Source organism: Serratia sp. JSRIV001 (genome assembly GCF_019968745.1).
In the GTDB taxonomy this organism is placed as follows: domain Bacteria; phylum Pseudomonadota; class Gammaproteobacteria; order Enterobacterales; family Enterobacteriaceae; genus Chania; species Chania fonticola_B.
The window spans coordinates 578,505-604,770 of the sequence record NZ_CP074147.1 but is presented as its reverse complement, the minus strand read 5'-3'; the positions used below and the strand labels follow the sequence as shown (position 1 = coordinate 604,770).

20 protein-coding genes are annotated in these 26,266 nt (G+C 56.9%); 14 read left to right on the top strand and 6 right to left on the bottom strand.

From position 1 onward, the window contains the following. The first annotated feature begins 241 nt into the window (after nt 1-241). The 5 genes from pepA to KGP17_RS02655 all read left to right on the top strand — a co-directional run bounded on the left by pepA (nt 242) and on the right by KGP17_RS02655 (nt 7,868). Entirely contained in the window at nt 242-1,753 is a 1,512-nt protein-coding gene (gene pepA / locus KGP17_RS02675) for a leucyl aminopeptidase (protein WP_021179114.1), read from the top strand. 81 nt (nt 1,754-1,834) lie between these two features. Continuing rightward, entirely contained in the window at nt 1,835-2,284 is a 450-nt protein-coding gene (locus tag KGP17_RS02670; RefSeq protein WP_021179113.1) for a DNA polymerase III subunit chi, read from the top strand. Nucleotides 2,285-2,298: 14 nt separating this feature from the next. Then, complete coding sequence (locus KGP17_RS02665; RefSeq protein ID WP_059199580.1) at nt 2,299-5,175, top strand: valine--tRNA ligase; 2,877 nt, start codon at nt 2,299-2,301, stop codon at nt 5,173-5,175. Between the two features lie 171 nt (nt 5,176-5,346). Further along, nucleotides 5,347-5,850, top strand: coding sequence for a GNAT family N-acetyltransferase (locus tag KGP17_RS02660; RefSeq protein WP_223498802.1), 504 nt, complete (start codon nt 5,347-5,349; stop codon nt 5,848-5,850). Nucleotides 5,851-6,260: 410 nt separating this feature from the next. Beyond that, nucleotides 6,261-7,868, top strand: coding sequence for a GMC family oxidoreductase (locus tag KGP17_RS02655; protein ID WP_223498801.1), 1,608 nt, complete (start codon nt 6,261-6,263; stop codon nt 7,866-7,868). 5 nt (nt 7,869-7,873) lie between these two features. Here the strand turns inward: KGP17_RS02655 and miaE are convergent, their stop codons facing one another. Together miaE and rraB are read right to left on the bottom strand one after the other, a co-directional pair. Next, nucleotides 7,874-8,635: a tRNA isopentenyl-2-thiomethyl-A-37 hydroxylase MiaE gene (gene miaE, locus KGP17_RS02650; protein ID WP_223498800.1), complete on the bottom strand. Its 762-nt coding sequence runs from the start codon at nt 8,633-8,635 to the stop codon at nt 7,874-7,876. Between the two features lie 44 nt (nt 8,636-8,679). Further along, a complete protein-coding gene (gene rraB, locus KGP17_RS02645; RefSeq protein WP_059199578.1) occupies nt 8,680-9,105 on the bottom strand; it encodes a ribonuclease E inhibitor RraB in 426 nt (141 codons plus the stop codon). A gap of 162 nt (nt 9,106-9,267) precedes the next feature. On the opposite strand from rraB, the gene argF reads away from it, so the two are divergent. From argF to ridA, 9 genes are all read left to right on the top strand, one after another. Further along, on the top strand, nt 9,268-10,287 hold the full coding sequence (argF, locus tag KGP17_RS02640; protein ID WP_021807807.1) for an ornithine carbamoyltransferase: 1,020 nt from the start codon (nt 9,268-9,270) through the stop codon (nt 10,285-10,287). Nucleotides 10,288-10,508: 221 nt separating this feature from the next. Then, nucleotides 10,509-12,077 carry an ABC transporter substrate-binding protein gene (locus KGP17_RS02635; RefSeq protein ID WP_223498799.1) on the top strand — a complete coding sequence of 523 codons (1,569 nt, stop codon included), beginning with the start codon at nt 10,509-10,511 and terminating at the stop codon, nt 12,075-12,077. An 11-nt stretch (nt 12,078-12,088) separates the two neighbouring features. Continuing rightward, nucleotides 12,089-13,141: an ABC transporter permease gene (locus tag KGP17_RS02630; protein WP_223498798.1), complete on the top strand. Its 1,053-nt coding sequence runs from the start codon at nt 12,089-12,091 to the stop codon at nt 13,139-13,141. Next, on the top strand, nt 13,138-13,959 hold the full coding sequence (locus KGP17_RS02625) for an ABC transporter permease (RefSeq protein WP_021807803.1): 822 nt from the start codon (nt 13,138-13,140) through the stop codon (nt 13,957-13,959). Before KGP17_RS02630 ends, KGP17_RS02625 begins: the two co-directional genes overlap by 4 nt. Then, nucleotides 13,952-14,788, top strand: a complete 837-nt coding sequence (locus KGP17_RS02620) for an ABC transporter ATP-binding protein (protein WP_021807802.1) — start codon at nt 13,952-13,954, stop codon at nt 14,786-14,788. Before KGP17_RS02625 ends, KGP17_RS02620 begins: the two co-directional genes overlap by 8 nt. Beyond that, the gene (locus KGP17_RS02615; protein ID WP_223498797.1) at nt 14,775-15,491 is read left to right on the top strand and encodes an ABC transporter ATP-binding protein; all 717 of its coding nucleotides are present in this window, start codon (nt 14,775-14,777) and stop codon (nt 15,489-15,491) included. The genes KGP17_RS02620 and KGP17_RS02615 overlap by 14 nt, the downstream gene beginning before the upstream one ends. A 348-nt stretch (nt 15,492-15,839) precedes the next feature. After that, nucleotides 15,840-16,775: an aspartate carbamoyltransferase gene (gene pyrB, locus KGP17_RS02610; protein WP_021179101.1), complete on the top strand. Its 936-nt coding sequence runs from the start codon at nt 15,840-15,842 to the stop codon at nt 16,773-16,775. Nucleotides 16,776-16,787: 12 nt separating this feature from the next. Beyond that, on the top strand, nt 16,788-17,252 hold the full coding sequence (pyrI, locus tag KGP17_RS02605; protein WP_021807800.1) for an aspartate carbamoyltransferase regulatory subunit: 465 nt from the start codon (nt 16,788-16,790) through the stop codon (nt 17,250-17,252). A 136-nt stretch (nt 17,253-17,388) separates the two neighbouring features. Further along, complete coding sequence (gene ridA / locus KGP17_RS02600; protein WP_021179099.1) at nt 17,389-17,775, top strand: 2-iminobutanoate/2-iminopropanoate deaminase; 387 nt, start codon at nt 17,389-17,391, stop codon at nt 17,773-17,775. Between the two features lie 57 nt (nt 17,776-17,832). Here the strand turns inward: ridA and KGP17_RS02595 are convergent, their stop codons facing one another. The 4 genes from KGP17_RS02595 to mgtA all read right to left on the bottom strand — a co-directional run bounded on the left by KGP17_RS02595 (nt 17,833) and on the right by mgtA (nt 26,046). Further along, nucleotides 17,833-19,041, bottom strand: a complete 1,209-nt coding sequence (locus KGP17_RS02595) for a hypothetical protein (protein ID WP_223498796.1) — start codon at nt 19,039-19,041, stop codon at nt 17,833-17,835. A gap of 425 nt (nt 19,042-19,466) precedes the next feature. Next, on the bottom strand, nt 19,467-20,654 hold the full coding sequence (gene metC, locus KGP17_RS02590) for a cystathionine beta-lyase (RefSeq protein ID WP_223498795.1): 1,188 nt from the start codon (nt 20,652-20,654) through the stop codon (nt 19,467-19,469). A gap of 134 nt (nt 20,655-20,788) precedes the next feature. Next, on the bottom strand, nt 20,789-23,182 hold the full coding sequence (locus KGP17_RS02585) for a beta-N-acetylhexosaminidase (protein WP_223498794.1): 2,394 nt from the start codon (nt 23,180-23,182) through the stop codon (nt 20,789-20,791). Nucleotides 23,183-23,337: 155 nt separating this feature from the next. Further along, nucleotides 23,338-26,046 (bottom strand): magnesium-translocating P-type ATPase, encoded by a 2,709-nt coding sequence (gene mgtA, locus KGP17_RS02580; protein WP_094982225.1) that lies wholly within the window; start codon nt 26,044-26,046, stop codon nt 23,338-23,340. Nucleotides 26,047-26,266 lie beyond the last annotated feature (220 nt).

Here is a 26,266-nt window from a genome sequence, read left to right as displayed (position 1 = left end):
ATCGATAGTTTCATCGCTAATCCGCCATTTTTTCTCATCATGTGGCAACCTTCACAGCTAAAATAGTATTAGAACATCAAGCTGTTTGGCCTTCCTATAGGAACAGACCTATAGTAGCCAAAACAGAACGTTTACGCCGTTCAGGTTAACCTAGTTAGTTAACTCAATGACGGAAGATCTTGGCGGAGCAGATCATTCTAGCCGTAGCTTTCGTCGTTGTCTTTAAGATTCAGGAGAGTGCATGGAGTTCAGTGTAAAAAGCGGTAGCCCGGAAAAACAGCGCAGCGCCTGTATTGTAGTAGGTGTTTTCGAACCACGCCGCCTGTCACCTATCGCAGAACAGCTCGACAAAATCAGTGATGGTTATATCAGCGCACTACTGCGCCGGGGCGAACTGGAAGGCAAAGTCGGGCAGACGTTACTGCTGCACCATGTGCCGAACATTCTCTCCGAACGCATCCTGCTGATTGGCTGTGGCAAAGAGCGCGAGCTCGATGAACGCCAGTACAAGCAGGTGATCCAGAAAACCATCAATACCCTTAACGACACCGGTTCCATGGAGGCCGTCTGCTTCCTGACAGAACTGCACGTCAAAGGCCGCAATACTTACTGGAAGGTGCGCCAGGCGGTAGAAACTGCCAAAGAAACGCTCTACACCTTCGATCAGTTGAAGAGCAACAAGGTGGAGCCACGTCGCCCGCTGCGTAAAATGGTGTTCAACGTGCCAACCCGCCGCGAACTGACCAGCGGTGAACGTGCCATCCAGCACGGCCTGGCCGTGGCTTCTGGCATCAAGGCCGCCAAAGATCTCGGCAATATGCCACCAAACATCTGTAACGCCGGTTATCTGGCCTCACAGGCACGTCAGTTGGCCGATGCCTTCAGCACCCACATCACCACCCGCGTCATCGGCGAACAGCAGATGAAAGAGCTGGGGATGAACGCCTATCTGGCGGTCGGTGCCGGTTCGCAAAATGAATCGCTGATGTCGGTGATGGAATATAAGGGAAATCCTAACCCGGACGCTAAGCCGATCGTGCTGGTAGGTAAAGGGTTGACCTTCGACTCCGGCGGCATCTCGATCAAACCGGCCGACGGCATGGACGAGATGAAATACGACATGTGCGGTGCGGCAACCGTATACGGCGTCATGCGTGTGGTGGCAGAACTGAACCTGCCGCTGAACGTGATCGGCGTGCTGGCTGGCTGCGAAAACATGCCGGGTGGACGAGCCTATCGCCCAGGCGACGTGTTGACCACCATGTCGGGCCAGACGGTAGAAGTGCTGAACACCGACGCCGAAGGCCGTCTGGTACTGTGCGATACCCTCACCTACGTGGAACGCTTCGAGCCAGAGCTGGTGATTGATATCGCCACTCTGACCGGTGCCTGCGTGATCGCACTGGGCCACCACATCACTGGCCTGATGTCGAACCACAACCCGCTGGCTCACGAGCTGATCGGCGCTTCCGAGCAATCGGGTGACCGTGCGTGGCGCTTGCCGATGGCCGACGAGTATTACGAGCAGTTGGATTCCAACTTTGCGGATATGGCCAACATCGGCGGCCGCCCAGGTGGTGCCATCACCGCCGCGTGCTTCCTTTCACGCTTTACCCGCAAGTACAGCTGGGCGCACCTGGACATCGCCGGTACCGCCTGGCGCTCCGGCAAGGCCAAAGGGGCCACTGGCCGCCCGGTAGCCCTGCTGGCGCAGTTCCTGCTCAATCGTGCTGGTCTAAACGGCGACGATTAAATCCGCGCGGTAATTCAGGTATAATCACCGAGGGCACAGCACGCTGTGCCCTTACATTTTTTGGCCACGGTGAATTGAATCATGAAACAGGCAACGTTCTACCTTCTTGAACACGCAGAACCCGCTGGTGCGCTCAGTGCACACGAGGCTGTGGCCTGTGCCGTTGCCGCCGAAAGATGGCGCGCTGGCAAGCGGGTGCTGATCGCCTGTGAAAGCCAGGAGCAGGCCCAGCGGCTGGACGAAGCCCTGTGGCAACGTGAGCCACACCAATTTGTACCGCACAACCTGGCAGGCGAAGGGCCAAACTTTGGCGCCCCGGTCGAGCTGTGCTGGCCAGGTAAACGCGGCAATGCCCCGCGCGATCTGCTGATCGCCCTGCTGCCGCAGTTTGCAGATTTTGCTACTGCTTTCCATGAAGTGGTAGACTTCGTCCCTTACGAAGACACCTTGAAACAGTTGGCGCGCGAACGTTACAAAGCCTATCGCAGCGTCGGCTTCCATTTGACCACGGCCACGCCGCCAACTAACTGAACCTTGAAATAAAAATGGAAAAGACCAACACCGATCTCGATACCGCCTATGACCCAACCCAGATCGAACAGAAGCTGTACGATCACTGGGAAAGCCAGGGCTATTTCAAACCGAATGGCGATACCAGCCAGGAAAGTTTCTGCATCATGATCCCGCCGCCGAACGTTACCGGCAGCCTGCATATGGGCCACGCGTTCCAGCAGACCATCATGGACACCATGACCCGCTACCAGCGCATGCAGGGTAAAAATACCCTGTGGCAAGCCGGTACCGACCATGCCGGTATCGCGACCCAGATGGTGGTTGAGCGCAAGATCGCCGCAGAAGAAAATAAAACTCGCCATGATTATGGCCGCGACGCGTTTATCGACAAAATCTGGCAGTGGAAGGACGAGTCCGGCGGCACCATCACCCGCCAGATGCGCCGTCTGGGCAACTCCGTGGATTGGGAGCGCGAGCGCTTCACCATGGATGAAGGCCTGTCCAACGCGGTGAAAGAAGTGTTTGTCCGCCTGTACAAAGAAGACCTGATCTACCGTGGCAAACGCCTGGTGAACTGGGATCCAAAACTGCGCACCGCCATCTCCGATCTGGAAGTGGAAAACCGCGAGTCCAAAGGTTCCATGTGGCACCTGCGCTATCCGCTGGCCGATGGGGCAAAAACGGCGGAAGGCAAAGACTACCTGGTGGTTGCCACCACCCGTCCGGAAACCGTGCTGGGTGATACCGGCGTAGCGGTAAACCCGGAAGATCCACGCTACAAGGATCTGATTGGCAAAGAGATCATTCTGCCATTGGTGGGCCGCCGCATCCGCATCGTGGGTGACGAGCACGCCGATATGGAGAAAGGCACCGGCTGCGTGAAAATCACCCCGGCGCACGACTTCAACGACTATGAGGTGGGTAAGCGTCACGGCCTGCCGATGATCAATATCCTGAGCTTCGACGGTGACATCCTCGAAGTGGCAGAGGTGTTCGATACCCTGGGCGAAGCCAGCACCGCCTACAGCGGCGAGCTGCCAGAGCAGTTCCGTGGCCTGGAGCGCTTTGCTGCGCGTAAAGCCGTGGTTGCCGCCTTTGACGAACTCGGCCTGCTGGAAGAGATCAAACCTCACGATCTGACCGTGCCTTACGGCGACCGTGGCGGCGTGGTTATCGAGCCAATGCTGACCGACCAATGGTACGTGCGTACCGCGCCGCTGGCGAAAGTCGCGGTGGAAGCGGTTGAGCAAGGTGAGATCCAGTTCGTGCCTAAGCAGTACGAAAACATGTACTTCAGCTGGATGCGCGATATCCAGGACTGGTGTATCTCCCGTCAGTTGTGGTGGGGCCACCGCATCCCGGCCTGGTACGACGCCGAAGGCAAAGTGTACGTTGGCCGCACCGAAGAAGAAGTGCGCCGCGAAAACAACCTGGGTGCCGACGTGGCGCTGAACCAGGACGAAGACGTGCTGGATACCTGGTTCTCCTCCGGCCTGTGGACCTTCTCGACCCTGGGTTGGCCAGAGCAGACTCCAGATCTGAAGACCTTCCACCCGACCAGCGTGCTGGTCAGCGGCTTCGACATCATCTTCTTCTGGATTGCCCGCATGATCATGCTGACCATGCACTTCGTCAAAGATGAAAACGGCAAACCGCAGGTTCCGTTCAAGACCGTGTACATGACCGGCCTGATCCGCGACGACGAAGGGCAGAAGATGTCCAAGTCGAAGGGTAACGTCATCGATCCGCTGGATATGGTTGACGGTATCTCGCTGGAAGACCTGCTGGAGAAACGTACCGGCAACATGATGCAGCCGCAGTTGGCAGAGAAAATCCGCAAGCGCACCGAGAAGCAGTTCCCGAACGGCATCGAACCGCACGGCACCGACGCCCTGCGCTTCACCCTGGCAGCACTGGCCTCTACTGGCCGTGACATCAACTGGGACATGAAGCGCCTGGAAGGCTACCGCAACTTCTGTAACAAGCTGTGGAACGCCAGCCGCTTTGTACTGATGAACACCGAAGCGCACGACTGCGGCTTCAACGGTGGCGAAATGCAGCTCTCCTTGGCCGACCGCTGGATCCTGGCCGAATTCAACCGCACGGTGAAAGCCTACCGTGAGGCGCTGGACACCTATCGCTTCGATATCGCGGCGGGCATCCTGTACGAATTCACCTGGAACCAGTTCTGCGACTGGTATCTGGAATTGACCAAACCGGTCGTGATCAACGGCAGCGAAGCGGAACAGCGTGGCACACGTAATACGCTGATCACCGTGCTGGAAGCGTTGCTGCGCCTGGCGCACCCAATCATTCCATTTATCACCGAAACCATCTGGCAGCGCGTCAAGCCTCTGACCGGTGAAACCGCAGACACCATCATGCTGCAGCCGTTCCCGGCCTTCGACGCCGCGCTGGAAGACCAGCAGGCATTGAACGATCTGGAATGGATCAAGCAGGCGATCATCGCGGTGCGTAACATCCGCGCCGAGATGAACATCGCGCCAAGCAAACAGCTGGAAGTGCTGCTGCGTAACGCCAATGGTGATGCCCAACGCCGCGTACAGGAAAACCAGAGCTTTATCGAACGCCTGGCACGCCTGAGCTCTATCACCCTGCTGCCTGCAGGCGAGAAAGGCCCGGTTTCGGTCACCAAGCTGGTAGACGGTGCCGAACTGCTGATCCCGATGGCTGGCTTTATCGACAAGGATGCGGAAATCGCGCGCCTGTCGAAAGAGATGGGCAAGCTGGATGGTGAGATTGCGTCTATCGAAGGCAAGCTGTCCAACGAAGGCTTTGTGGCTCGCGCACCGGAAGCGGTAGTGGCCAAAGAGCGTGAACGTCTGGCAGCCTGCAAAGAAGGCAAGCTGAAGCTACAGGAACAGCAGGCGACTATCGCCGCGCTGTAATCTGCGAGCTACCGATCAAAAACAGCGGGTGATTTTTCCCCGCTGTTTTTTTATCGGCATTGCCAAGGGCCAGGCTTAAGTGTTATTACAAAGTATTATTGATGCGGTGCATTCCGTAATAACAACGAAATTCCGGGGCCCTTCAGGTTCCCTTTGATGGTGAGTAAAAACATGACAACAGCTACCCCAGTGCGTCTTCTGGTACGCCCAATCACGGCCGAGGACAACGCCGCGATTGCTCACGTCATTCGCGAAGTCTCCGCCGAGCATGGCCTGACGGCGGATAAGGGTTATACCGTTTCCGATCCCAATCTGGACGCCTTGTTCCAACTCTATAGCCAACCGCGCAGTGCCTACTGGGTGGTGGAGATAGACGGTCAGATTGCCGGTGGGGGTGGCGTTGCGCCGCTGCAAGGCGGGGAACCCGACGTCTGCGAATTACAGAAAATGTATTTCCTACCGGTACTGCGTGGCAAAGGTTTGGCAAAACGCCTGGCGCTGCAGGCGCTGGAGTTTGCCCGCCAACAGGGATTCGGCCGTTGTTATCTGGAAACCACCGCCACGTTGCAGCAGGCGATCGGTCTGTATGAGCATCTTGGTTTTGAGCATATCGGCTATGCCATGGGTAATACCGGCCACGGTGACTGCGAAGTCACCATGCTGAAAGCGCTTTAACATTAGCGATCTACATACCCCTCACCCTAACCCTCTCCCACAGAGAGAGGGGACCGAATGTGCCACGATTTGCTCCTTCGCCTGACTGTAACTTCGTATCAACACCCTCTGCTTCCATAGTCACAGTTCTACACTGCCCCTATTCACAACTCCGGGCTAGCTCCCTCTCCTTGGGGAGAGGGTTGGGGTGAGGGAGAGAGCACATCACTCACAAATAAAATTATTAATATCTACATCATTCGAAAAATTACACGGTAATTATATATTTCAACCAGTTAAATTGATTCTACATGCTTAAATGTAAATTTATTGTGATATTCATTAATAAATTAACGATCGCAAATTGACCTACTGTTCTGCTGAGTTACTCTGCCATGACAGTCTCTAACCATCACGCACAGGGAACGGTCATGTCAGAAAATAACTTCGATTACATCATTGTTGGCGCAGGCTCGGCGGGTTGCGTGTTGGCGGCACAGCTCATCCGCCGTACCCAGGCCCGTATCCTGCTGCTGGAAGCCGGTGGCGACGACAATAATCTGTTTATCAAAATGCCCGCTGGGGTCGCCAAGATCATCGCCAAGAAAAGCTGGCCGTATGAAACCGAACCAGAGCCGCACGCCAATAATCGCCGCATGCAGATCGCCCAGGGCAAGGTGCTGGGCGGCAGTAGCTCGGTCAACGGTATGATCTATCTGCGCGGCCAACCGCAGGATTACGACGACTGGGCGCATCAATATGGCTGTACCGGCTGGAGCTATCAGGACGTGCTGCCCTACTTCAAACGCGCCGAAGCCAATGAAAGCCTGGCGGATGAGTATCACGGCAACGAAGGGCTGCTACCGGTCAGCGAGAACCGCTACCGCCATCCGCTCAGCATGGCGTTTATCCGCGCGGGCCAGGAGTTGGATCTGCCCTACCGCAACGACTTTAATGGTGAAAATCAGCACGGCGTAGGTTTCTACCAGACCACCACCCACAATGGCGAACGCGCCAGCACCTCCCGCACCTATCTGCAAGCCGTGCGCGATAGCTCGCGGCTAGTGGTGAAACTCAACGCGCTGGTGCATCGCGTCACCTTCGAAAACAACGTGGCAACTGGAGTGGTCTACAGCCTGAACGGTGGCAATGAGATCGCCGCCCATGCCAGCCAGGAAGTGATCCTCAGCGCCGGGGCGATTGGCTCACCGAAGATCCTGATGCTGTCCGGCATCGGCCCGCGCGAACATCTGGAGCAGTTAGGCATTACGCCGCTGGCCGATCTGCCGGTGGGCAAAAACTTCCACGATCACCTGCATATGTCGATTAACGTCAGCACCCGCGAACCTGTCAGTCTGTTCGGTGCCGACCGGGGATTACAGGCGCTACGCCACGGTGCAGAGTGGCTGGCGTTTCGCAGCGGCGTATTGACCTCTAACGTACTGGAGGGGGCCGCCTTTGCAGACTCCCTGGGTAATGGCAGGCCAGACGTGCAGGTACATTTCCTGCCGATTCTGGACAGTTGGGACGACGTGCCCGGCGAACCGCTACCGGCAATCCACGGTATGTCGCTCAAGGTCGGTTATCTGCAACCCAAAGCGCGTGGCCAGGTGCAGTTACGCAGCCGTAACCCTGCCGATCCGGTCAAGCTACAGGCCAACTACCTTGGTCATCCAGACGATCTGGCAGGCAGCATTCGCGCGGTGAAATTTGGCCTGCGCTTCCTGGAAACCGCCTCTCTCAAGCCGTTGATTAAAGATCTGCTGATGCCACAACCGGCGTGGGTGAACGATGAAGCGCAGATGGAGGAGTTTGTGCGTAACTTCTGCAAGACGGTCTACCACCCAGTGGGTAGTTGCCGGATGGGGAAAAATACGGAGGACTCGGTGACCGACTTGCAGCTACGAGTGCATGGCTTTGAGCACCTGCGGGTGGTCGACTGTTCGGTGATGCCGCAGGTCACCAGCGGCAACACCAATGCCCCCACCATTATGCTAGCCGAAAAGGCAGTGGATTTGATATTAGGGGAAACGCTGTAATTCCCTCACGCCACCGGCACGCCGCTGTGGAAGCGGAACTCGGTGTCCGGTGAGCGGATCAGTTCCGCCTCCAACTGGCCAAAAAACGCCACGCGTTCGCTGATATCGCCGCCGGCAATTTGCTCTGCCAGCGTCAGGTAATCCTGATAATGGCGGGCTTCGGAACGCAGCAGCGAGACGTAAAACCGGTTCAGCTCATCGTCCAGGAACGGGGCCAGCTTGGCGAAGCGTTCGCAGGAGCGGGCCTCGATATACGCGCCGCAAATCAGTTTATCGATCAGGGTAGCCGGATCGTGAGTGCGCACCTCGCGGATCACGCTTTTGGCATAGCGGCTGGCGGTGATCTTTCTATAAGGGATCTGCCGGGCCTGCATGATCTCCAACACCTGCGAGAAGTGATGCAGCTCCTCTTTGATCAGCAACACCATCTTGTCGACCAGATCCTGGCCATAGGCCGAGCCGTTCTTCGGCAGGATCTTCCTGGTAAACGCGCTCTGACGGAACAGCTCTTCTGGTACTTCCTGCGCCTCGTGCACAAACGCCTCATAGGGCCTGAGCAGTGCCAGCAGGGCATCTCCACTCTCTTTGTCTGCCACATAGCGGCGGATCAGCCACATGCCGGTCTGCGCCGCTTTCAGCTCGCATACCAGGTGGTCGGTCAGCAACAGTGGCAAGTTTTCCGGGCGACGGGCCGCTTCGATCCAGCCATCCGGGGTTTCGCAGTGCAGGAAGTTTAAAATCGGGGATAACAGTGATTGGTATTTCATCGGGTTCTATCAGGGGCCAGCTTGCGCCAGCCCGCAGGATTTAATTAATGACGTTTGCCGTCGTCGTCTTCATCGATAAAGTCGCCGTCTTCGTCGTCGTCGCCTTCTTCACCGTTCGGATCTTCATAGTAGGTGCCCCAACCGTCGTAATTGACACCGCATTTTTCTGCCAGCGCCACCAGTTGTTCTACCTGGCTGTCGATCAGCTCGGCATTCAGCGCAACTTCGCTGATCACGTCACAGCACATCACCATGGAGCCATCTTCCACTTCCAGCTCTTCGGCATCGGTCACTTCGTAGCCCAACTTGAAGGCTTCCACGGCGGCCTGCTCCAAAACGTCAAACTTTTCGGCAGAGAAATGGTGCTCGATGGTGTAGAGCGCATCCGGATCGCTGCCGTCTTCCAGCAGTTCTTCGATGATCAGGCGGGTCTCTTCACGTTGTTCTTCCAGCAATTCGCGGTTTGCCATGCCTCTATCCTCAATAAAATGGGCTTCGTTACTTCTATTTTCACACACCGCTGTCACCGCTGCCACGATAAACGTGAAAGATTTCTGCCTTGGGGTTGAAATTGAATATTCATACATATAAAGTGAATTTAAATTCAATCAAAACGATAGGGATTTACGGAGATGAGCCAGATGAACCCGTTCTACAGTCGTCACTTTTTGAGATTAATGGATTTTACCCCCAGTGAGATCCAGTCCTTGTTGCAGTTGGCCGCCGATTTGAAGCAGGCCAAGAAGCAAGGCCAGGAAACCCGCTATCTGCAAGGCAAAAACATTGCGCTCATCTTCGAAAAAGACTCCACCCGTACCCGATGCTCTTTCGAAGTTGCCGCATTCGATCAGGGCGCTCAGGTGACCTACCTTGGCCCAAGCGGCAGCCAGATCGGCCATAAAGAGTCGATGAAAGACACCGCCCGCGTGCTGGGCCGGATGTACGACGGTATTCAATATCGCGGTTTTGGCCAGTGCCTGGTGGAAACCTTGGCAGAACATGCTGGTGTGCCAGTGTGGAATGGCCTGACCAACGAGTTCCATCCCACCCAACTGCTGGCAGATTTGCTCACCGTGCGTGAACACCTGCCGGGGAAAGCGTTGAGCGAGGTGAAATTCGCTTACATTGGCGATGCACGTAACAATATGGGCAATACCCTGTTGGAAGCCGCCGCGCTAGTGGGCATGGATCTGCGGTTGGTCGCGCCGAAGGCCTGTTGGCCGCAGGCCGAGCTGGTTGCTGAATGCCAGGCGCTGGCACAGCAGACCGGCGGTAAAATCACCCTGACGGAAGATATTGCCGAAGGCGTGCAAGGTGCCGATTTCCTGTATACCGACGTTTGGGTTTCCATGGGGGAAGCCAAAGAAGTCTGGCAGGAGCGGATTGCCCTGCTCAGGCCGTATCAGGTGAATATGGCGATGGTGAAACTGACCGGTAATCCACAGGTGAAGTTCCTGCACTGCTTGCCAGCATTCCATGACGATCAAACCACGTTGGGTAAACAGATGGCCGAGCAGTATGGCATGCACGGCGGTATGGAAGTGACCAACGAGGTGTTCGAGTCGGAGCACAGCATCGTATTCGATCAGGCAGAGAACCGCCTGCACACCATTAAGGCCGTGATGGTCGCCACGCTGAGCAAAACCCTGTAAATCGCCCTCTCCAAAAACCCTTCTTATTGAAGGGTTTTTTCTGGTTAATCCCCCCTTCTGGCTCTATAGTCTTTTTCGTTATTGTTAATAACTTATTGGCCTTTGCCTGTTTTTTACCAACGTTCTACCGTGGCATTCTGGCGGCGGAAATGCCGTAAAAAACTAATGAGAACAACCTCTTCTCCGTTCTGGTTTACCGGCACATTTAAGGGAAAACATCTATGAAAGCCAAAGTCTTGCCGCTGTTTATTCTTGCCGCCCTCTCCACCACTGCACTGGCCGCCACGCCGCCGAATACGCTGGTGGTAGTGCAATCACTGGATGATATTGTCAGCCTGGATCCGGCGGAGGCCAATGAGCTCTCCAGCATCCAGACCGTACCCAGCCTCTATCAGCGTCTGGTGCAGGCCGATCGTGATAATCCGGCCAAGGTGATCCCGGTGCTGGCTGAAAGCTGGCAGGATGATGCCGCCGCCAAGACCCTGACGATCAAGCTACGCCCACAGGCAGCGTTTTCCTCCGGTAACCCGCTGACCGCCGACGACGTGATTTTCTCTTATACCCGCGCAGTGAAGATGAACAAGTCACCAGCATTTATCCTCAACGTGCTCGGCTGGCAGCCAGACAATATCGAAAAGCAGCTTAAGAAGATCGACGACCATACCGTACAACTGAGCTGGACGGCAGACGTCAGCCCGGCGGTGGCCCTGAATATCCTCTCGACGCCGATCGCCTCAATCGTCGACAGCAAAGCCGTGCAGCCTAACGTGAAGGGTGACGATTTCGGCAACGCCTGGTTGAAGATGCACTCTGCGGGCAGCGGCCCGTTCAAGATGCGGGTTTACCAGCCGCACCAGGCGATCGTGCTGGATGCCAACCCAACTTCACCGGGCGATAAGCCACTGCTAAGCAACATCATTATCAAAAACGTGCCAGACCCAAGCGCGCGCCGCCTGCTGATCCAGCAAGGGGATGCCGACGTGGCCCGTGAACTCGGCCCGGATCAAACCGCCGCGCTGAAAAGCCAGGCGGGTGTGAAGGTGTTGGAAATCCCTTCCGCCGAGCAGAACTATCTGGTGTTCAACACCGGAAATACCGCCAACCCGCTGCTGAAAAATCCGGCCTTCTGGGAAGCAGCCCGCTATCTGGTAGATTATCAGGGCATCACCAAGGATCTGCTGAAAGGACAATACTTCGTCCATCAAAGCTTCCTGCCGGTCGGCCTACCGGGAGCGCTGGAAGATAACCCGTTCAGCTTCGATCCGGCCAAGGCCAAGGCAATTTTGGAAAAAGCTGGCATCACCAACGCCAGCCTGACGCTGGACGTGGAAAACAAACCGCCGTTCATCACCATCGCCCAGTCGCTACAGGCCAGCTTTGCCCAGGGTGGCGTGAAGCTCGATCTGTTGCCAGCAGCCGGTAGCCAGGTCTATGCCCGCGTACGCGCCAAGCAGCATCAGGCAGCGATCCGCCTGTGGATCCCGGATTACTTCGATGCGCACTCCAACGCCAGCGCCTTCGCCTATAACGATGGCAAAAGCAGCACGGTGGCCGGGCTGAACAGCTGGCAGATCCCTGAGTTGAGCAAACAAACGCTGGCAGCCGTCGCAGAAGCCGAGCCGGCCAAACGCACCGCGCTGTATACCGCCATGCAGCAGGAATTGCAGCGTAGCTCGCCGTATGTGTTTATCGATCAGGCCAAAACGCAGGTGGTGCTGCGCGATAACGTCAAAGGCTATCAACAGGGCCTGAATGCGGATATGGTCTATTACGATCGCGTTAGCAAATAATCAGGATTGTCATGTCGGTAGCAATAAAATCCACGCCGGGAAGCAGGTCCCGGCGTCGTCTTTGGGGATTGGCGCAAGGGCTGCTCACGCTGGCGCTGACCCTGTTCGGCCTGCTGTTGATCACCTTCCTACTGTCTGCCCTGTCGCCGGTGGATCGCGTGTTGCAGATCGTCGGCGATCACGCCAGCGCGGCCACCTATGAGCAGGTAAAACAGCAGCTTGGTCTGGATCGCTCTTTGCCGGTGCAGTTCTGGCACTATCTGGAACGGCTGGCCCATGGCGATCTCGGCACCGCCAGCGCCACCGGCCAACCGGTGTTGCAGGATCTGCTGCATGCCTTCCCGGCCACGCTGGAACTGGCCACACTCTCGTTGGTGATTGGTGCCCCGCTCGGCGTGCTGGCTGGCATCTTGTGTGCGCGTTTTGCCGGCAGCAAGCTGGATATCGGCGTGCGCTTTATTACCCTGCTCGGCAACTCGGTACCCATCTTCTGGCTGGGGCTGCTGATGCTGTTGCTGTTCTACGCCAAGCTACAGTGGAGCGCCGGACCGGGGCGGTTGGACGATATCTACCAATACACCGTGGAGGCCAAAACCGGCTTCGCGCTGATTGATACCTGGCTTTCCGGCGATGCGGGGGCCGTGAGCAATGCGTTGGCACATCTGGTGCTGCCGGTCTGCCTGCTGGCCTATTATTCGTTGGCCAGCATTACCCGCCTGACCCGTTCCGCCTGCCTGAGCGAACTAAATAAAGAGTACATCACCCTGGCACGCGCCAAAGGGGCCAGCGAGATGCTCATCATGTTCCGCCACGTGCTGCCCAACATCAGCGGCACCCTGCTGACGGTAATCGCTCTTGCCTATACCAGCATGCTGGAGGGCGCGGTTCTGACCGAAACCGTGTTCTCCTGGCCGGGCATTGGCCGCTATCTGACCACCGCGCTGTTTGCCGGGGACACCACCGCCATCATGGGTGGTACGCTGCTGATCGGCCTGTGCTTTGTGATTATCAACAATTTCACTGACCTGCTGGTGCGCCTGCTTGATCCGAGGGCGCGCCAATGACTATGACGCTACTTAAACGTTCGCCCTCCGCCACCTGCGGAGCCACCATTCTGCTGGTACTGGTGCTGATAGCGCTGTTCGCGCCTTGGTTGGCACCGGTCGATCCCAACTGGCAAAACGCCGCCAACCGCCTATTACCGCCGGGAGCGGGCCATTGGCTCGGCACCGACAGCTATGGCCGCGACGTCCTTTCCCGCCTGATCTACGGCACCCGACCAACCCTTGGGCTAGTGCTGTTGGTCACGGCCATCACCCTGCCGCTCGGCCTGCTGATTGGCGTGCTATCCGGCTACTACGGCGGCTGGCTGGAGCGCGTGCTGATGCGTTTTACCGACGTGGTGATGTCGATGCCACGACTGATCCTGGCCTTCGCCTTTGTGGCGATGCTCGGTCCTGGGCTGGTCAACGGTGCGTTGGCGTTGGCGCTCACCACCTGGCCCGCCTATGCTCGCCAGGCCAGAGCCGAGATCCAACTGCTGCGTAAAAGTGACTACCTGGCCGCCGCCGAGATGATGGGTATTCAGGGCCCGCGCCTGCTGTGGGGCCATATTCTGCCCATGTGCCTGCCCTCTGCCGTCGTTCGCCTGGCTTTGGATCTGGCGGGGATTATTCTGGCCGCTGCCGGTCTGGGGTTCCTGGGGCTGGGTGCACGACCGCCGATGGCGGAATGGGGATCGATGGTAGCCGACGGGATGCAAGTGATCTTCGATCAGTGGTGGATCGCCGCGATCCCTGGCGGTGCGATCCTGATCAGCAGCCTGGCGTTTAACCTGCTGGGCGACGGCCTGCGCGACTTACTGGATCCGCATCATGACTGAACCACTGCTGACAGCACAGAACCTGAGTATCGAATTTAACGGCCACAAGGTAGTGGATAACCTTTCTTTCAGCATTGGCCGGGAGAAAGTGGCGCTGGTGGGGGAATCCGGCTCTGGCAAATCCATGACCGCCCGTGCCCTGATGGGGCTGGTGCGTAAGCCGGGCATCGTCACCGCCGATAAACTGCACTATCGCGAGACCGATTTACTGAAGCTTCAACCACGCCAATGGAACGAAGTACGCGGCGCCAAAATTGCCATGGTGCTGCAAGATCCGCGCTACGCATTGAATCCGGTGCGCAGTATCGGGAAGCAGATCGAAGAATCCCTGGTGCTGCATAACGCACTAACCCGGGCCGATCGCCATGAGCGGGTGCTGAACTCACTGGCCGCCGTCGGCTTACCGGAGAGCCTTTATCACAGCTACCCCGGCCAGCTTTCCGGCGGCATGGGGCAACGTGCCATGTTGGCGATTGCGCTGGTCAACGATCCGCAACTGCTGATTGCCGATGAGCCAACCTCGGCGCTGGATGCCAGATTGCGTAATCAGATCCTCGATCTGATCGTCGAACAAACCACGCGGCGTAACATGGGGCTGTTGCTGATCAGCCACGATCTGCCGCTGGTGGCCGAGCGCTGCGACCGGGTATTGGTGATGTATCAGGGCAAGCTGGTGGATCAGGGGATCGCGGCCAACCTGCCACTAGCCACTCATCCTTACACTCGCACGCTGTGGGCCTGCCGCCCCAATGCCAGCACCTACGGCCAGGATCTGCCGGTGCTGGATCGCAGCATCGATTTTACCCGGAGCGAACATGGCGCTGATTGAAATTGAAAATTTGCAGGTCAGCTTCCCACAGGGCAACGGCCATAAGATCGCTGTGGAGTCGGTCAGCTTTGGCGTTGAGGCGGGGGAAACCTTCAGCCTGATTGGGGCTTCAGGCTGCGGCAAATCTACCGTGCTGCGCGTGCTGGCCGGTTTGCAACGTGAATGGCGCGGAGAAGTTCGCTTGCTCGGCCAGCCTCTGCAACCACAACAACGCTTCACCGGCCAATTACGCCGCGACGTGCAGATGGTGTTTCAAGATCCTTACGCTTCGCTGCACCCGCAGCATCAGATTGCCCGTACGCTGGGTGAACCGTTGAAGATCCATGGTGAGAAACACATTACGGCGCGGATTGACGAAGCCTTGCGGCAGGTAGGGCTGAGCGCGGCCACGGCACAGCGTTATCCCCACCAGCTTTCCGGTGGCCAGCGCCAGCGCGTTGCTATCGCCCGTGCCTTGCTGCTGCGGCCTAAGCTTCTGCTGTTGGATGAGCCCACCTCGGCGCTGGATATGTCAGTACAGGCTGAGATCCTCAACCTGCTCAACCATCTCAAACGCGAGCATGGCATGACCTATCTGCTGGTCAGTCACGACGGCGAAGTGATAGCCCATATGTCCGAACGCGCCGCCCTGATGGAAAACGGCCACATCGTGCAGCATTACGACCGGGCTGCCTTACAGGCCGGTGAGCATATGCATGATTAAGCGCTAGCGGCAGCATGGCCAAACAACCAGACACCAAGTTCTACTCGCAGCGGTAATCATCAAGCCAATCGATTGCGAAATCGCAAAAAGTGGTGTTTTTACCCTTGCAGAGAAAAAAAGCGCGAGTATAATGCGCGACAATTTGCCAGGAGAAAGCATGAAAAACGAGCTTTGTTTTGTTCGCCACACTCGACAAGACCGCCAGCCAATCGGCGGGCAACTGCCGTTATTTCCCCTGTTGCATGAACCATCATTTAAAGCCCCTCGTTGAGGGGCTTTTTTTTGTCCAAAGCATTGCTATTACATTGAAAAGCCCCGCGCCAAGGGCAAGAGTCGAGGAGAGTGAACATGGCCAATCCGCTGTATCGCAAGAACATCATCTCTATTAACGATCTCAGCCGTGAAGATCTGGAGCTGGTGCTCAGCACCGCCGCCAGCCTGAAAGCTAACCCGCAGCCGGAGCTGCTCAAACACCTGGTGATCGCCAGTTGCTTCTTTGAAGCGTCTACGCGTACCCGCCTGTCGTTTGAGACCGCCATCCAGCGCCTGGGGGCTTCGGTGGTCGGCTTCTCCGACAGCAGCAACACCTCCCTCGGCAAAAAGGGCGAAACGCTGGCCGATACCATCTCGGTGATCAGCACCTACGTTGATGCCATTGTGATGCGTCATCCGCAGGAAGGCGCTTCCCGTCTGGCCGCTGAATTCTCTGGCGGTATCCCGGTGTTGAATGCCGGTGACGGCTCGAACCAGCACCCAACCCAAACGCTGCTGGATCTGTTCACCATCCAGGAAACCCAGGGCCGCCTGAGCAATATCAATATCGCCATGGTCGGCGACCTGAAATATGGCCGCACCGTGCATTCACTCACCCAGGCGCTGGCAAAATATGAAGGGAACCACTTCTTCTTCATCGCACCAGACGCCCTGGCAATGCCGAGCTATATCCTGAAGATGCTGGACGAAAAAGGCATCTCCTACAGCCGCCACAACAGCATTGAAGAAGTGGTGCCGGAACTGGATATTCTGTATATGACCCGCGTGCAGAAAGAGCGTCTGGACCCGTCCGAATACGCCAACGTGAAGGCGCAGTTCATCCTGCGTGCGTCTGACTTGGCCGGAGCCCGGGACAACATGAAGGTGCTGCATCCGCTGCCGCGCATCGACGAGATTGCCATTGAGGTGGACAAGACACCGTATGCCCACTATTTCCAACAGGCAGGCAACGGTATTTACGCCCGTCAGGCGCTGTTGGCACTGGTTTTAAACGCAGAATTGGCTCTTTAAGGGGGAACCGTCATGACTCACGATAACAAACTCCAGGTTGAAGCGATCAAGTGCGGCACGGTAATCGACCATATTCCGGCGCAAATCGGCTTTAAGCTGCTCTCGCTGTTCAAACTGACCGCCACCGATCAGCGCATCACCATCGGCCTGAACCTGCCCTCCAAAGAGCTGGGCCGCAAGGATTTGATCAAGATCGAGAACACCTTCCTGACCGAGCAGCAGGCCAACCAGCTGGCGATGTACGCGCCCAAGGCTACGGTCAACCGTATCGATAACTATGAAGTGGTGCGCAAGCTGACGCTCAGCCTGCCGGATCATATCGACGGCGTACTGACCTGCCCGAACAGCAACTGCATCAGCCGTAGCGAGCCGGTGGCCTCCAGTTTCAGCGTCAAATCCCATGCTGGGGAAGTGCACCTGAAGTGCCGTTACTGCGAGAAAGAGTTCGATCATCAGGTGGTGTTACAGACGGACTAAAATTGGGGGGTGGCGCTGTCAATCTGGCGGGCACCCTTTATAATGGTGCGTCGTAGGGGCGCTGCATGCTGCGTCCATGTGAGTTTACGGCGGGCCGACTCGCCGTTTGAACAACAACAGGATATCAGGAGAAAAAATGTCACGTAATATCAGCACTGAACTCGCGCCAGCCGCCATTGGTCCTTACGTGCAGGGCGTTGACCTGGGCAGCATGATCATCACCTCCGGCCAGATCCCGGTCGATCCGAAAACCGGTGCCGTACCCGATGACGTTGCCGCTCAGGCGCGCCAGTCATTGGCCAACGTGAAGGCGATCGTGGAAGCCGCAGGCCTGAAAGTGGGCGACATCGTTAAAACTACCGTTTTCGTCAAAGACCTCAACGACTTCGCTACCGTTAACGCGGCCTATGAAGCGTTCTTCACCGAGCACAACGCCTCGTTCCCAGCGCGTTCTTGCGTTGAAGTGGCACGTTTGCCAAAAGACGTGAAAATCGAGATCGAAGCCATCGCCGTTCGCCGTTAATCGGCAACCCGGTGCGATCGAATGCGGCCAGCCTTTGCTGGCCGTTTTATTTCGCGGTTACTGACTCGCCATAATATCCCGGCTAGCGCATTCAGGATCGGCCTGCGCGGAAACGGCCTCCATCATAAAACCGCCGACAATCGGCTGAATAATAAAATAGGCCTGTTGCTCCGCAACCGCAGGTTTTAAGCGGGATGCATCGCGTGCGCTAAACAGCATTTCGACCTGATAACGCTCCGGCTTACCCTTGCATAACCGTACCGCTCCGTAGTTGCCATAGCGGTTTTTCAACAACAGGTGTTGTTCTGCCAATGCGCTGGCGGCCTGTGGCATACTCCAGCGGTTCGCCGTCTCGTCGTCAACCTGTAGCCATTCATCCACAAAATCGCGCCCGTTCATAGCCGCTGGTTGAATCCGCTCTACCCGCTCGCCATTGATGCGATAGCGGAAGATTCCTTGGCGCGTCATCACGTCCGAATCCAACATGCCTACCTCTGCCCGCACTTCAAATCCTTGCGGAGTAGTTTTAACACGTAGGGCCGGCGTGTCGTCGTCCGTAAAACGGACATAATCTTCCTGGGTGTGGAATAACGTGCGCTGTTCCGCATTCTGCGTTGCCAATTCAATCAAGTTGAGCTGAAACACGCTCCACCGAGACGTGCACCAGGGCGTACCCTGTGCCACTACCATTCTGGGCGTTGTGGCTGGCTGTGGAGAAGGGATCAGGTGGTAGGTAAAGTTGTCGCCAAAGGCACCCGAAATCTTATGATAGTCATCGCTTTGCCAGCGCAGAATGCGGCTCCACTTCCCCTCGCGCCGCTGATAGGCCAGCAGCACGTTGTCGTCGCCGCAAGGAATTGCGAAACCACTGCGGATCAGCACAATATCGGGGAATTCAGGCTGGCGGGTGACTTCAAAACCTGGCTCTGAGCCATAGAAGTTCGATTCCGGCACTTGTACTGGCAAAGCGACCATGGGCAACAGCGCTTGCTGAAGTGAGGCGTCATCGCTGTCTATGGGGCTGCAACTGAGATGGCCATCGATCCCCTTCACCAGGGCATCCTTGTACTTATGGAGTTGTTCGCGGGCAATGGCGGAAACGGCAGTATCACCGCCCTCTTCCCCATCTTCCTTGACGGCCTGTAGCTCTGTCAGTGCACTTCTGGTGTCTTGGTTGAGGCGTTCAAGCGATTGCGGTGTGCAATCGGCCTGCGCCAGTACGCTGGCGGCTAACCCGAGGCACAACAGCACGATTTTCTGCAACATGACGGATCCTTGTCATTGAAGCCATATTGATGATAGGTGAAGCTAGCCTACACCTGGGGCTTTCCTCTCTCAATAGAAATTCCTGGCCAGTTTAAATGCCGCTAATCGGTGTGGGAAAGATGATTGAAATGTTCTGGTTTGGCCATGGTGAATTCTCCCTCACCCCAACCCTCTCCCCAAGGAGAGGGAGCCAGTTCAGTGCTGTTATCAGGTGCGGGAGTTAGTCTGTGACATGTAAACCGATCATAGTCAATCTGTGGCATGTACAGTCCCCTCTGCATTTCCCCAAGGAGAGGGAGCTGATAGCCTCTGCTCTTTTGGAAGTAAAGAGGTAATAGCGCCCAGCAGAGCCAAGGTAAGTCACTACAATTTCAAACACACTCGGTCGGTCCCCTCTCCCTGTGGGAGAGGGTTAGGGTGAGGGGTCACTTCAGACGCGCAAAGCCCGCTTCCAGATCGGCGATCAGGTCGTCAATATTCTCAAAACCGATATGAACACGCACTAATGTGCCGCTAAAGTCCACCTTGGCCGCCGGGCGGATCTCGTTCAATTCTTCCGGCTGGTTGGCCAGGATCAGCGATTCAAACCCGCCCCACGAATAGGCCATGCTGAAGTGCTCAAAATGGTCCAGATAGTGGGCAACCTGCTCATTGGTCAGCCGTGCTTTCAGCACAAAAGAGAATAACCCGCAGCTACCGCTGAAATCCCGCTGGAAGAATTCATGCCCTTTACAAGAAGGCAGCGCCGGATGGTTGACCCGCTCCACCTCCGGCCGTGCCGCCAACCATTCGGCAATGGCGATACTGCTGATCTCATGTTGCTTGAGGCGGACACCCAGCGTTCTCAGGCCACGGCTACCGTTATAGGCGGTATCCGCGTCGGCCATTTGCCCCATCAGGTAGGAGTTTTCACGCAGTTGGTCCCAGCAACGAGCGTTCGACACGGCGGTACCCAGCATCGCGTCGGAATGGCCGATGATATATTTGGTTCCAGCCTGAATAGAGATATCCACGTCAAAATCCAGTGCTTTGAACAGAATGCCCGCCGCCCAGGTGTTATCAATCATGATGACGATATCTGGGTTCACGGCCCGAGCTGCCTTCACCATCGCCGGTACGTCCTGGACTTCCATGGTGATAGAGCTTGGGGACTCCAGGAACAGCACTTTGGTATTGGACTGGATCAGCTCGGCAATCCCGGCACCGATCAGCGGGTCATAATAGGTGGTTGCCACGCCCAGCTTGCTCAGGATCTTGTTGCAGAAATCCTGCGTCGGCTCATAGGCGGCTCCGGTCATCAGGATATGGTCGCCACTGGCAACAAACGCCAGGATAGCATTAGTGACAGCCGCCGCCCCACAAGGGTAAAGCGAGCAGCCTACCCCGCCTTCCAGCTCGGCCATCGCGTCCTGGAATGAGAAATGCGTCAGGGTGCCGCGACGCCCGTAGAATAGCTCACCTTTAGCACGGTTGGCGGTGGCAAACTTTTTGGCCTTCACCGTATCAAAGGTTAAGGAAGAGGCGCGTTGGATCACCGGGTTGACCGATCCTTGGGTGAATCGAGGCTTACGGCCAGCGGTGACCAGGGCGGTTTCTATTTTTTTAGCTGTCATAATCTGCCTGCTATTTATCGTCAATCAATAAAGTAGAGCGATATCCTTCACCTTTCAAGCTGAAGCTTGATAACGATAAAACTCTCACCAAGGAAAGCAACGGGGACGGCAATAGCGGCCATCCCCTGTCAGGATTATTGCACCTTTACGGCGCGCAACAGCGTTTCCAGCGGGTACACCGCCGCAATCACCACTTCATCCCGGATCTGTGCTGCTGCATCCAACTGTTGCTGTGCCTGTTCCGCCTCGTCTTTACTCAAAGGCTTCCCTTGCTGATAGCGTTCCAACAGCATCAAGCCCAGATCGGCCAACGCGCTGACATCCTGTACCACCGGTGCCAAATCCTTCATCACCACGTTACCGGCTATCACCTGCTTCACCGGTGCACCGTTACGTTGCCAGCGTTGCAGACGTTCACGGATCGCCTCCGCCGCTGCCCGATGGTTCTTGTCTTTGAGCAACAACGCCACCTGCTGATCGAGATCGCGTACCGCCGCACTTTCCGGTGGGATGGCATCGGCAAAGCGGTTCAGCGGCTCAAATTGATGGTAATTACCTGCCTTGAACTTCAGGTGCTGACGGGTGTAATACTGCCCCGGCTCCACCGCTTCGGCCAAGACCTGCAATGGGGTGATATCGACGCTGTTAGCTAAGCGGGTAAACTCACGCGCCGTTTCAGCGTGCTGTTGCAGGCCAACAGACACCACCGACCAGGCATCTATCCCCGCCAGGCGTTGGTACATATTATCCTCGTTGGTCACATCCTTGGCCGACCACATACGTTCCGCCACGGCAAAGGTTCTTGGCCACAGCTTGAGATCGAGCACCGGCGCACGGATGTTTTCCGCCCAGAAGGCGGCTTCGCCCCCCAGAATATTGGCCTGATGCTGCTCATCCGGCACCACAGGCATCACACCCGCCGGGATCGCAGTCAATTTACTGCCGCTGGTTGGGTAGCGCACGTTGCCCACCAGCGTGTAACCGCTCAATTGGTCCTGCTGCAAAGTAAATACCGGACGCGTGTCACCCATCCAGGTATCAATGCGGAAGGTCACCTGTTCTGGCGTACGCCACTCGATATCCCGTACAGCACGGCGCGATTTGTCTTTGAAATCGATAAAGCCACGCCATCCCTGCTTGCCTTCGATCAGCGTGAAGGTGCCTTCCACCGGGCTCCCCTTGAAACGCGGCATGCTGAACTGCCAGCTCTGCGCCTGCTCCCCCGCCTGCACGTTGGTATCTACCCCCAGCGGCTGCGGCAAAATTTCATTGCGATAGTGGTAGGCGGTGCTGTGCGGCTGATCGAGATAGAAACCGGTGGAGAGAATGCCTTGATAGCCATCCTGGGCGCTGGCCCCTAGCGAATCTGGCCCACGCCAGGATTGGATCACGATGGTGCGCGGCAAGGTCGGGTGGTAAATCTCATCCCAACCCACCATGCGGCGCTGATGCTTTTCGAGGATCTTTTCCAGCTTCTGGTTGAAGAAAGCCTGCAGCGCATGGGCATCCGCCAGCTGGTTCTGCTGCATAAACGCCTGGATGGTTTTGGACTCTTTCCACTGGGTGGCATCCACCTCATCCCCACCGATATGCAAGTAAGGATCGGGGAAGATCGCCACCAATTCGCCGATGATGCTGTCGACAAACTGATAAACCTGGTCGTTCGAAGGATCGAGCGTGGGCTTGTGGACACCCCAGTGGCGTTCCATCTGATACGGCCCCGGCGCGCTGAGCAGCTCTGGGTAGGCAACGGCAATGGTAGAAGCATGACCCGGAAGATCGATTTCTGGCACCACCCGGATACCCCGCGCCGTGGCATAGGCGACTACCTGCTGCATCTGTTCACGGGTGTAGAAATGACCGTCACTGGCCAGTTGCTGTAGCTTTGGATAGTGCTCGGAAGCAAAGCGCCAGCCCTGATCGTCGGTTAGATGCCAGTGGAATACGTTGAGTTTAGCGGCCGCCATGCCATCAAGCTGGCGCAGAATATCCTCGACCGGCAGGAAATGGCGCGCCGAATCCAGCAGCACGCCGCGCCAAGGGAAACGCGGGACGTCGGTAATAAACACCTGCGGCATGAAAGTGTTTTCACCGTCGGTCTGCACCAGTTGCAGCAGCGTTTCCATGCCGCGTAGCGCACCGAAGCGAGTGTTGGCCGTCAGCGTCGCGCCCTGCGATGTCACCTTGAGCTGGTAGCTCTCATCGCTATCCGGTAACGGCTGGGCTGCAACCTGGTGTTTGATGATGATGTTGATCGTTGCCGCCTGGTTTTTCTCGCCCTGTGGGGCCAACGTCCAACCGGTTTGCCGTTCCAGGCGAACGCGCCAGCGAGCCTGCGCTTCGCTCAAGTCATCGCCCTGAACGTTGAACGATAAGCGGTAATCCAGCACCAGCTTGCCTTGCGGCTGAGCTAACTCAACCTGCTGCGGCCAGGGCATCAGCGGCAGATCGCCAGCCGGTTTAGCCAGCGCATTAAGGGAAAATAACAGCGAAGAAGCCAGTAGCGTATAACTGAAGGGTTTGTGCATCGGAAATTCCTCAGAGGAAAAATCAATCTAGCCAAGGAAGTAGATAAAGACCGAGCCGGAGGGAGATGTCCAACCGCAGGGGCAAAACGGTGCGATGGATCACAAATTGATTTGGTGGTGAGGAGATTTCCCTCCTCACCTCACCACCAGCAAAATTACTGCCAGCCATACCGGCGGACAAACCAGCCTTTCACGCACTGGGTCAGCACCATGTAACCCGTCAGGATCAGCACCAGCCAAGGGAAATAGCTCAGCGGCAACGCCTGCAACTGCAGGAAGCCCGCCAGCGGCGAGAAGGTCAGGCCGATACCGACGGCGATCACCGCCAACGTCATCACGCACAGCGGCCAGGATGGGCGGCTCTGGATAAACGGAATTTTGCGCGTACGGATCATATGGACGATCAGCGTCTGCGACAGCAGTCCTTCCACAAACCAGCCGGACTGGAACAGCGTCTGCATTTCCGGCGTATTGGCCTGGAACACGTACCACATCAGGGCAAAGGTCAGTACGTCAAAGATCGAGCTGATCGGCCCAAAGAACACCATAAAGCGCCCCAGATCGCCAGAGTTCCAACGCTGTGGCTTGGTGATCTGATCGTCATCGACGTTATCGAACGGGATGGCAATCTGCGAAATATCGTACAGCAGGTTCTGGATCAACAGATGCAGCGGCAACATCGGCAGGAAGGGTAAAAAGGCGCTGGCGATCAGCACGCTGAAGACGTTACCGAAGTTGGAGCTGGCCGTCATCTTGATGTATTTCAGCATGTTGGCAAAGGTGCGACGGCCTTCGATCACCCCCTGCTCCAGCACCATCAGGCTTTTTTCCAACAGGATGATATCCGCCGCTTCCTTGGCGATATCCACCGCAGAATCTACCGAAATACCGATATCCGCTGCACGCAGTGCCGGGGCATCGTTGATACCGTCACCCATAAAGCCCACCACGTGGCCCTGCTTACGCAGCAGTTGGACGATGCGCTCTTTGTGCAGCGGCGTCAGCTTGGCAAACACCGTGGTACGCGCCGCCGCGGCGACCAGCGTGGCGTCATCCATCAGTTCGATCTCGCTGCCACGCAGGATATGCTCCGCATCCAGCCCCACGTCCTTACACACCTTGGCGGCGACCAGTTCGTTGTCGCCGGTGAGGATTTTGACGGTTACACCATTCTTTTTCAGCGCAGCCAACGCCGGTGCGGTGCTCTCCTTCGGCGGATCGAGGAAGGCGATATAGCCTTCGAGGATCAGATCCGATTCATCCGCCACGCCATACTCATGATCCGTCGCTGGCAGGATCTTGTTGGCCACCGCCACCACGCGCAGCCCTTGCTGGTTCAGCTCGTCGGTAACACGGCGGATGCGCGCCAGCAGCGCTTCACTGAGCGGGATCACTTCATCTCCCTGCCGCACGTGGCTACAGATCGACAGCATCTCTTCCAGTGCGCCCTTACAGATTAGCTCGTGGTATTGCGCCTCTTTGGCAACGACTACCGACATGCGGCGACGTTCGAAATCGAACGGGATCTCGTCCACTTTGCGGTAATGCTGCAACGCGTCCGGCTGCTGGCTTTCGTCGGCACAGGTCAGCACCGCCACATCCAGCAGGTTTTTCAGCCCGGTCTGGTAGAAGCTATTCAGCCAGGCGTAGCGCAGCACCCGCTCGCTGTTAGCACCAAACACGTCGGTATGGCGCTCCAGCACAATTTTGTCCTGAGTCAGCGTGCCGGTTTTATCGGTGCACAGTATATCCATCGCGCCAAAGTTCTGGATCGCGTCCAGACGTTTGACGATCACCTTCTGGCGCGACAGCTTGACCGCCCCTTTCGCCAAAGTAGAGGTGACGATCATCGGCAGCATTTCCGGCGTCAGCCCCACGGCCACCGAGAGCGCAAACAGCGCCGCTTCCCACCAGTCGCCTTTGGTAAAGCCGTTAATCAGCAGCACGATCGGCGTCATCACCAGCATGAAGCGGATCAACAGCCAGCTTACTTTGCTGATACCGGCCTGGAAGGCGTTGGGCTGCTCATCCTGGCTGGTCACCCGCTGTGCCAACTGGCCGAAGTAGGTTTCGCTGCCGGTGCCGATCACCATGGCCAGCGCGGTACCGCTAACGACGTTGGTGCCCATGAAGCACAGGTTTTGGCACTCCAACGGATCGCTCACCTGGCTACGGGGATCTGCCACTTTTTCTACCGGCAGTGACTCACCGGTCAACGCTGCCTGGCTGATAAACAGATCCTTGGCAGACAACAACCGCAGATCCGCCGGGATCATATCCCCAGCCGATAGCTTGATGATATCGCCCGGCACCAACTGTGAGATCGGCAGTTCGCTATGTTCACTTTTACCGGTATGCGCATCGCTGCGGTACACCGTTGCGGTGTTGCTGACCATAGCCTTCAGCGCGTCCGCCGCCTTGTTGGAGCGGGCTTCCTGGATAAAATGCAGTAACGTGGAGATCAGCACCATCAGCCCAATCACCAGCGCGGCAATCAGATCTTCGGTGGCGTAGGAAATCAGCCCCAGTACGGTCAGCAGCAGATTGAACGGGTTGCTGTAGCAGTGCCACAAATGCTTCCACCAACTTTCAGCAAGCTGGTTTTCGATGGTGTTGCTACCAAACTGGCCGCGGGCGGTTTCTGCTTCCTGCTCGGTGATGCCTTCCGGGTGGCTGTTGAAACGCTCATACAGTTGCATCGCGCTGGCGGCGGCACATTCCAGACGTTGTTGCGCCAAACCGGCAGGCAACTCTTGCGCCGATCCACTGACGCTTTCCAACAGCGCATCACGCCGCACCAGACGGCGTGGCAAATTGCGGCTGAGTAGACCCAGCAGCCGACGGGGGATTTGTTTTAATTTCATCGTTCGCACCTCATTGCCCAGCGCCTCACGGCAGTGGGTGAACGGCGGATCGGCTCGCTGGCTTGATTTTCGGACGCGCCAAAAATCCTCCGCCGGAGCAGATCACTGATTTTCAATCACAACAGAGGCGAACTATCGAACAAGTGCCGCTGCTTACCTAAACCGGTAAAACAGCAACGCAGAGCGGAGAGGTTTTACCGGGGAACCGAATGAGTAGTGT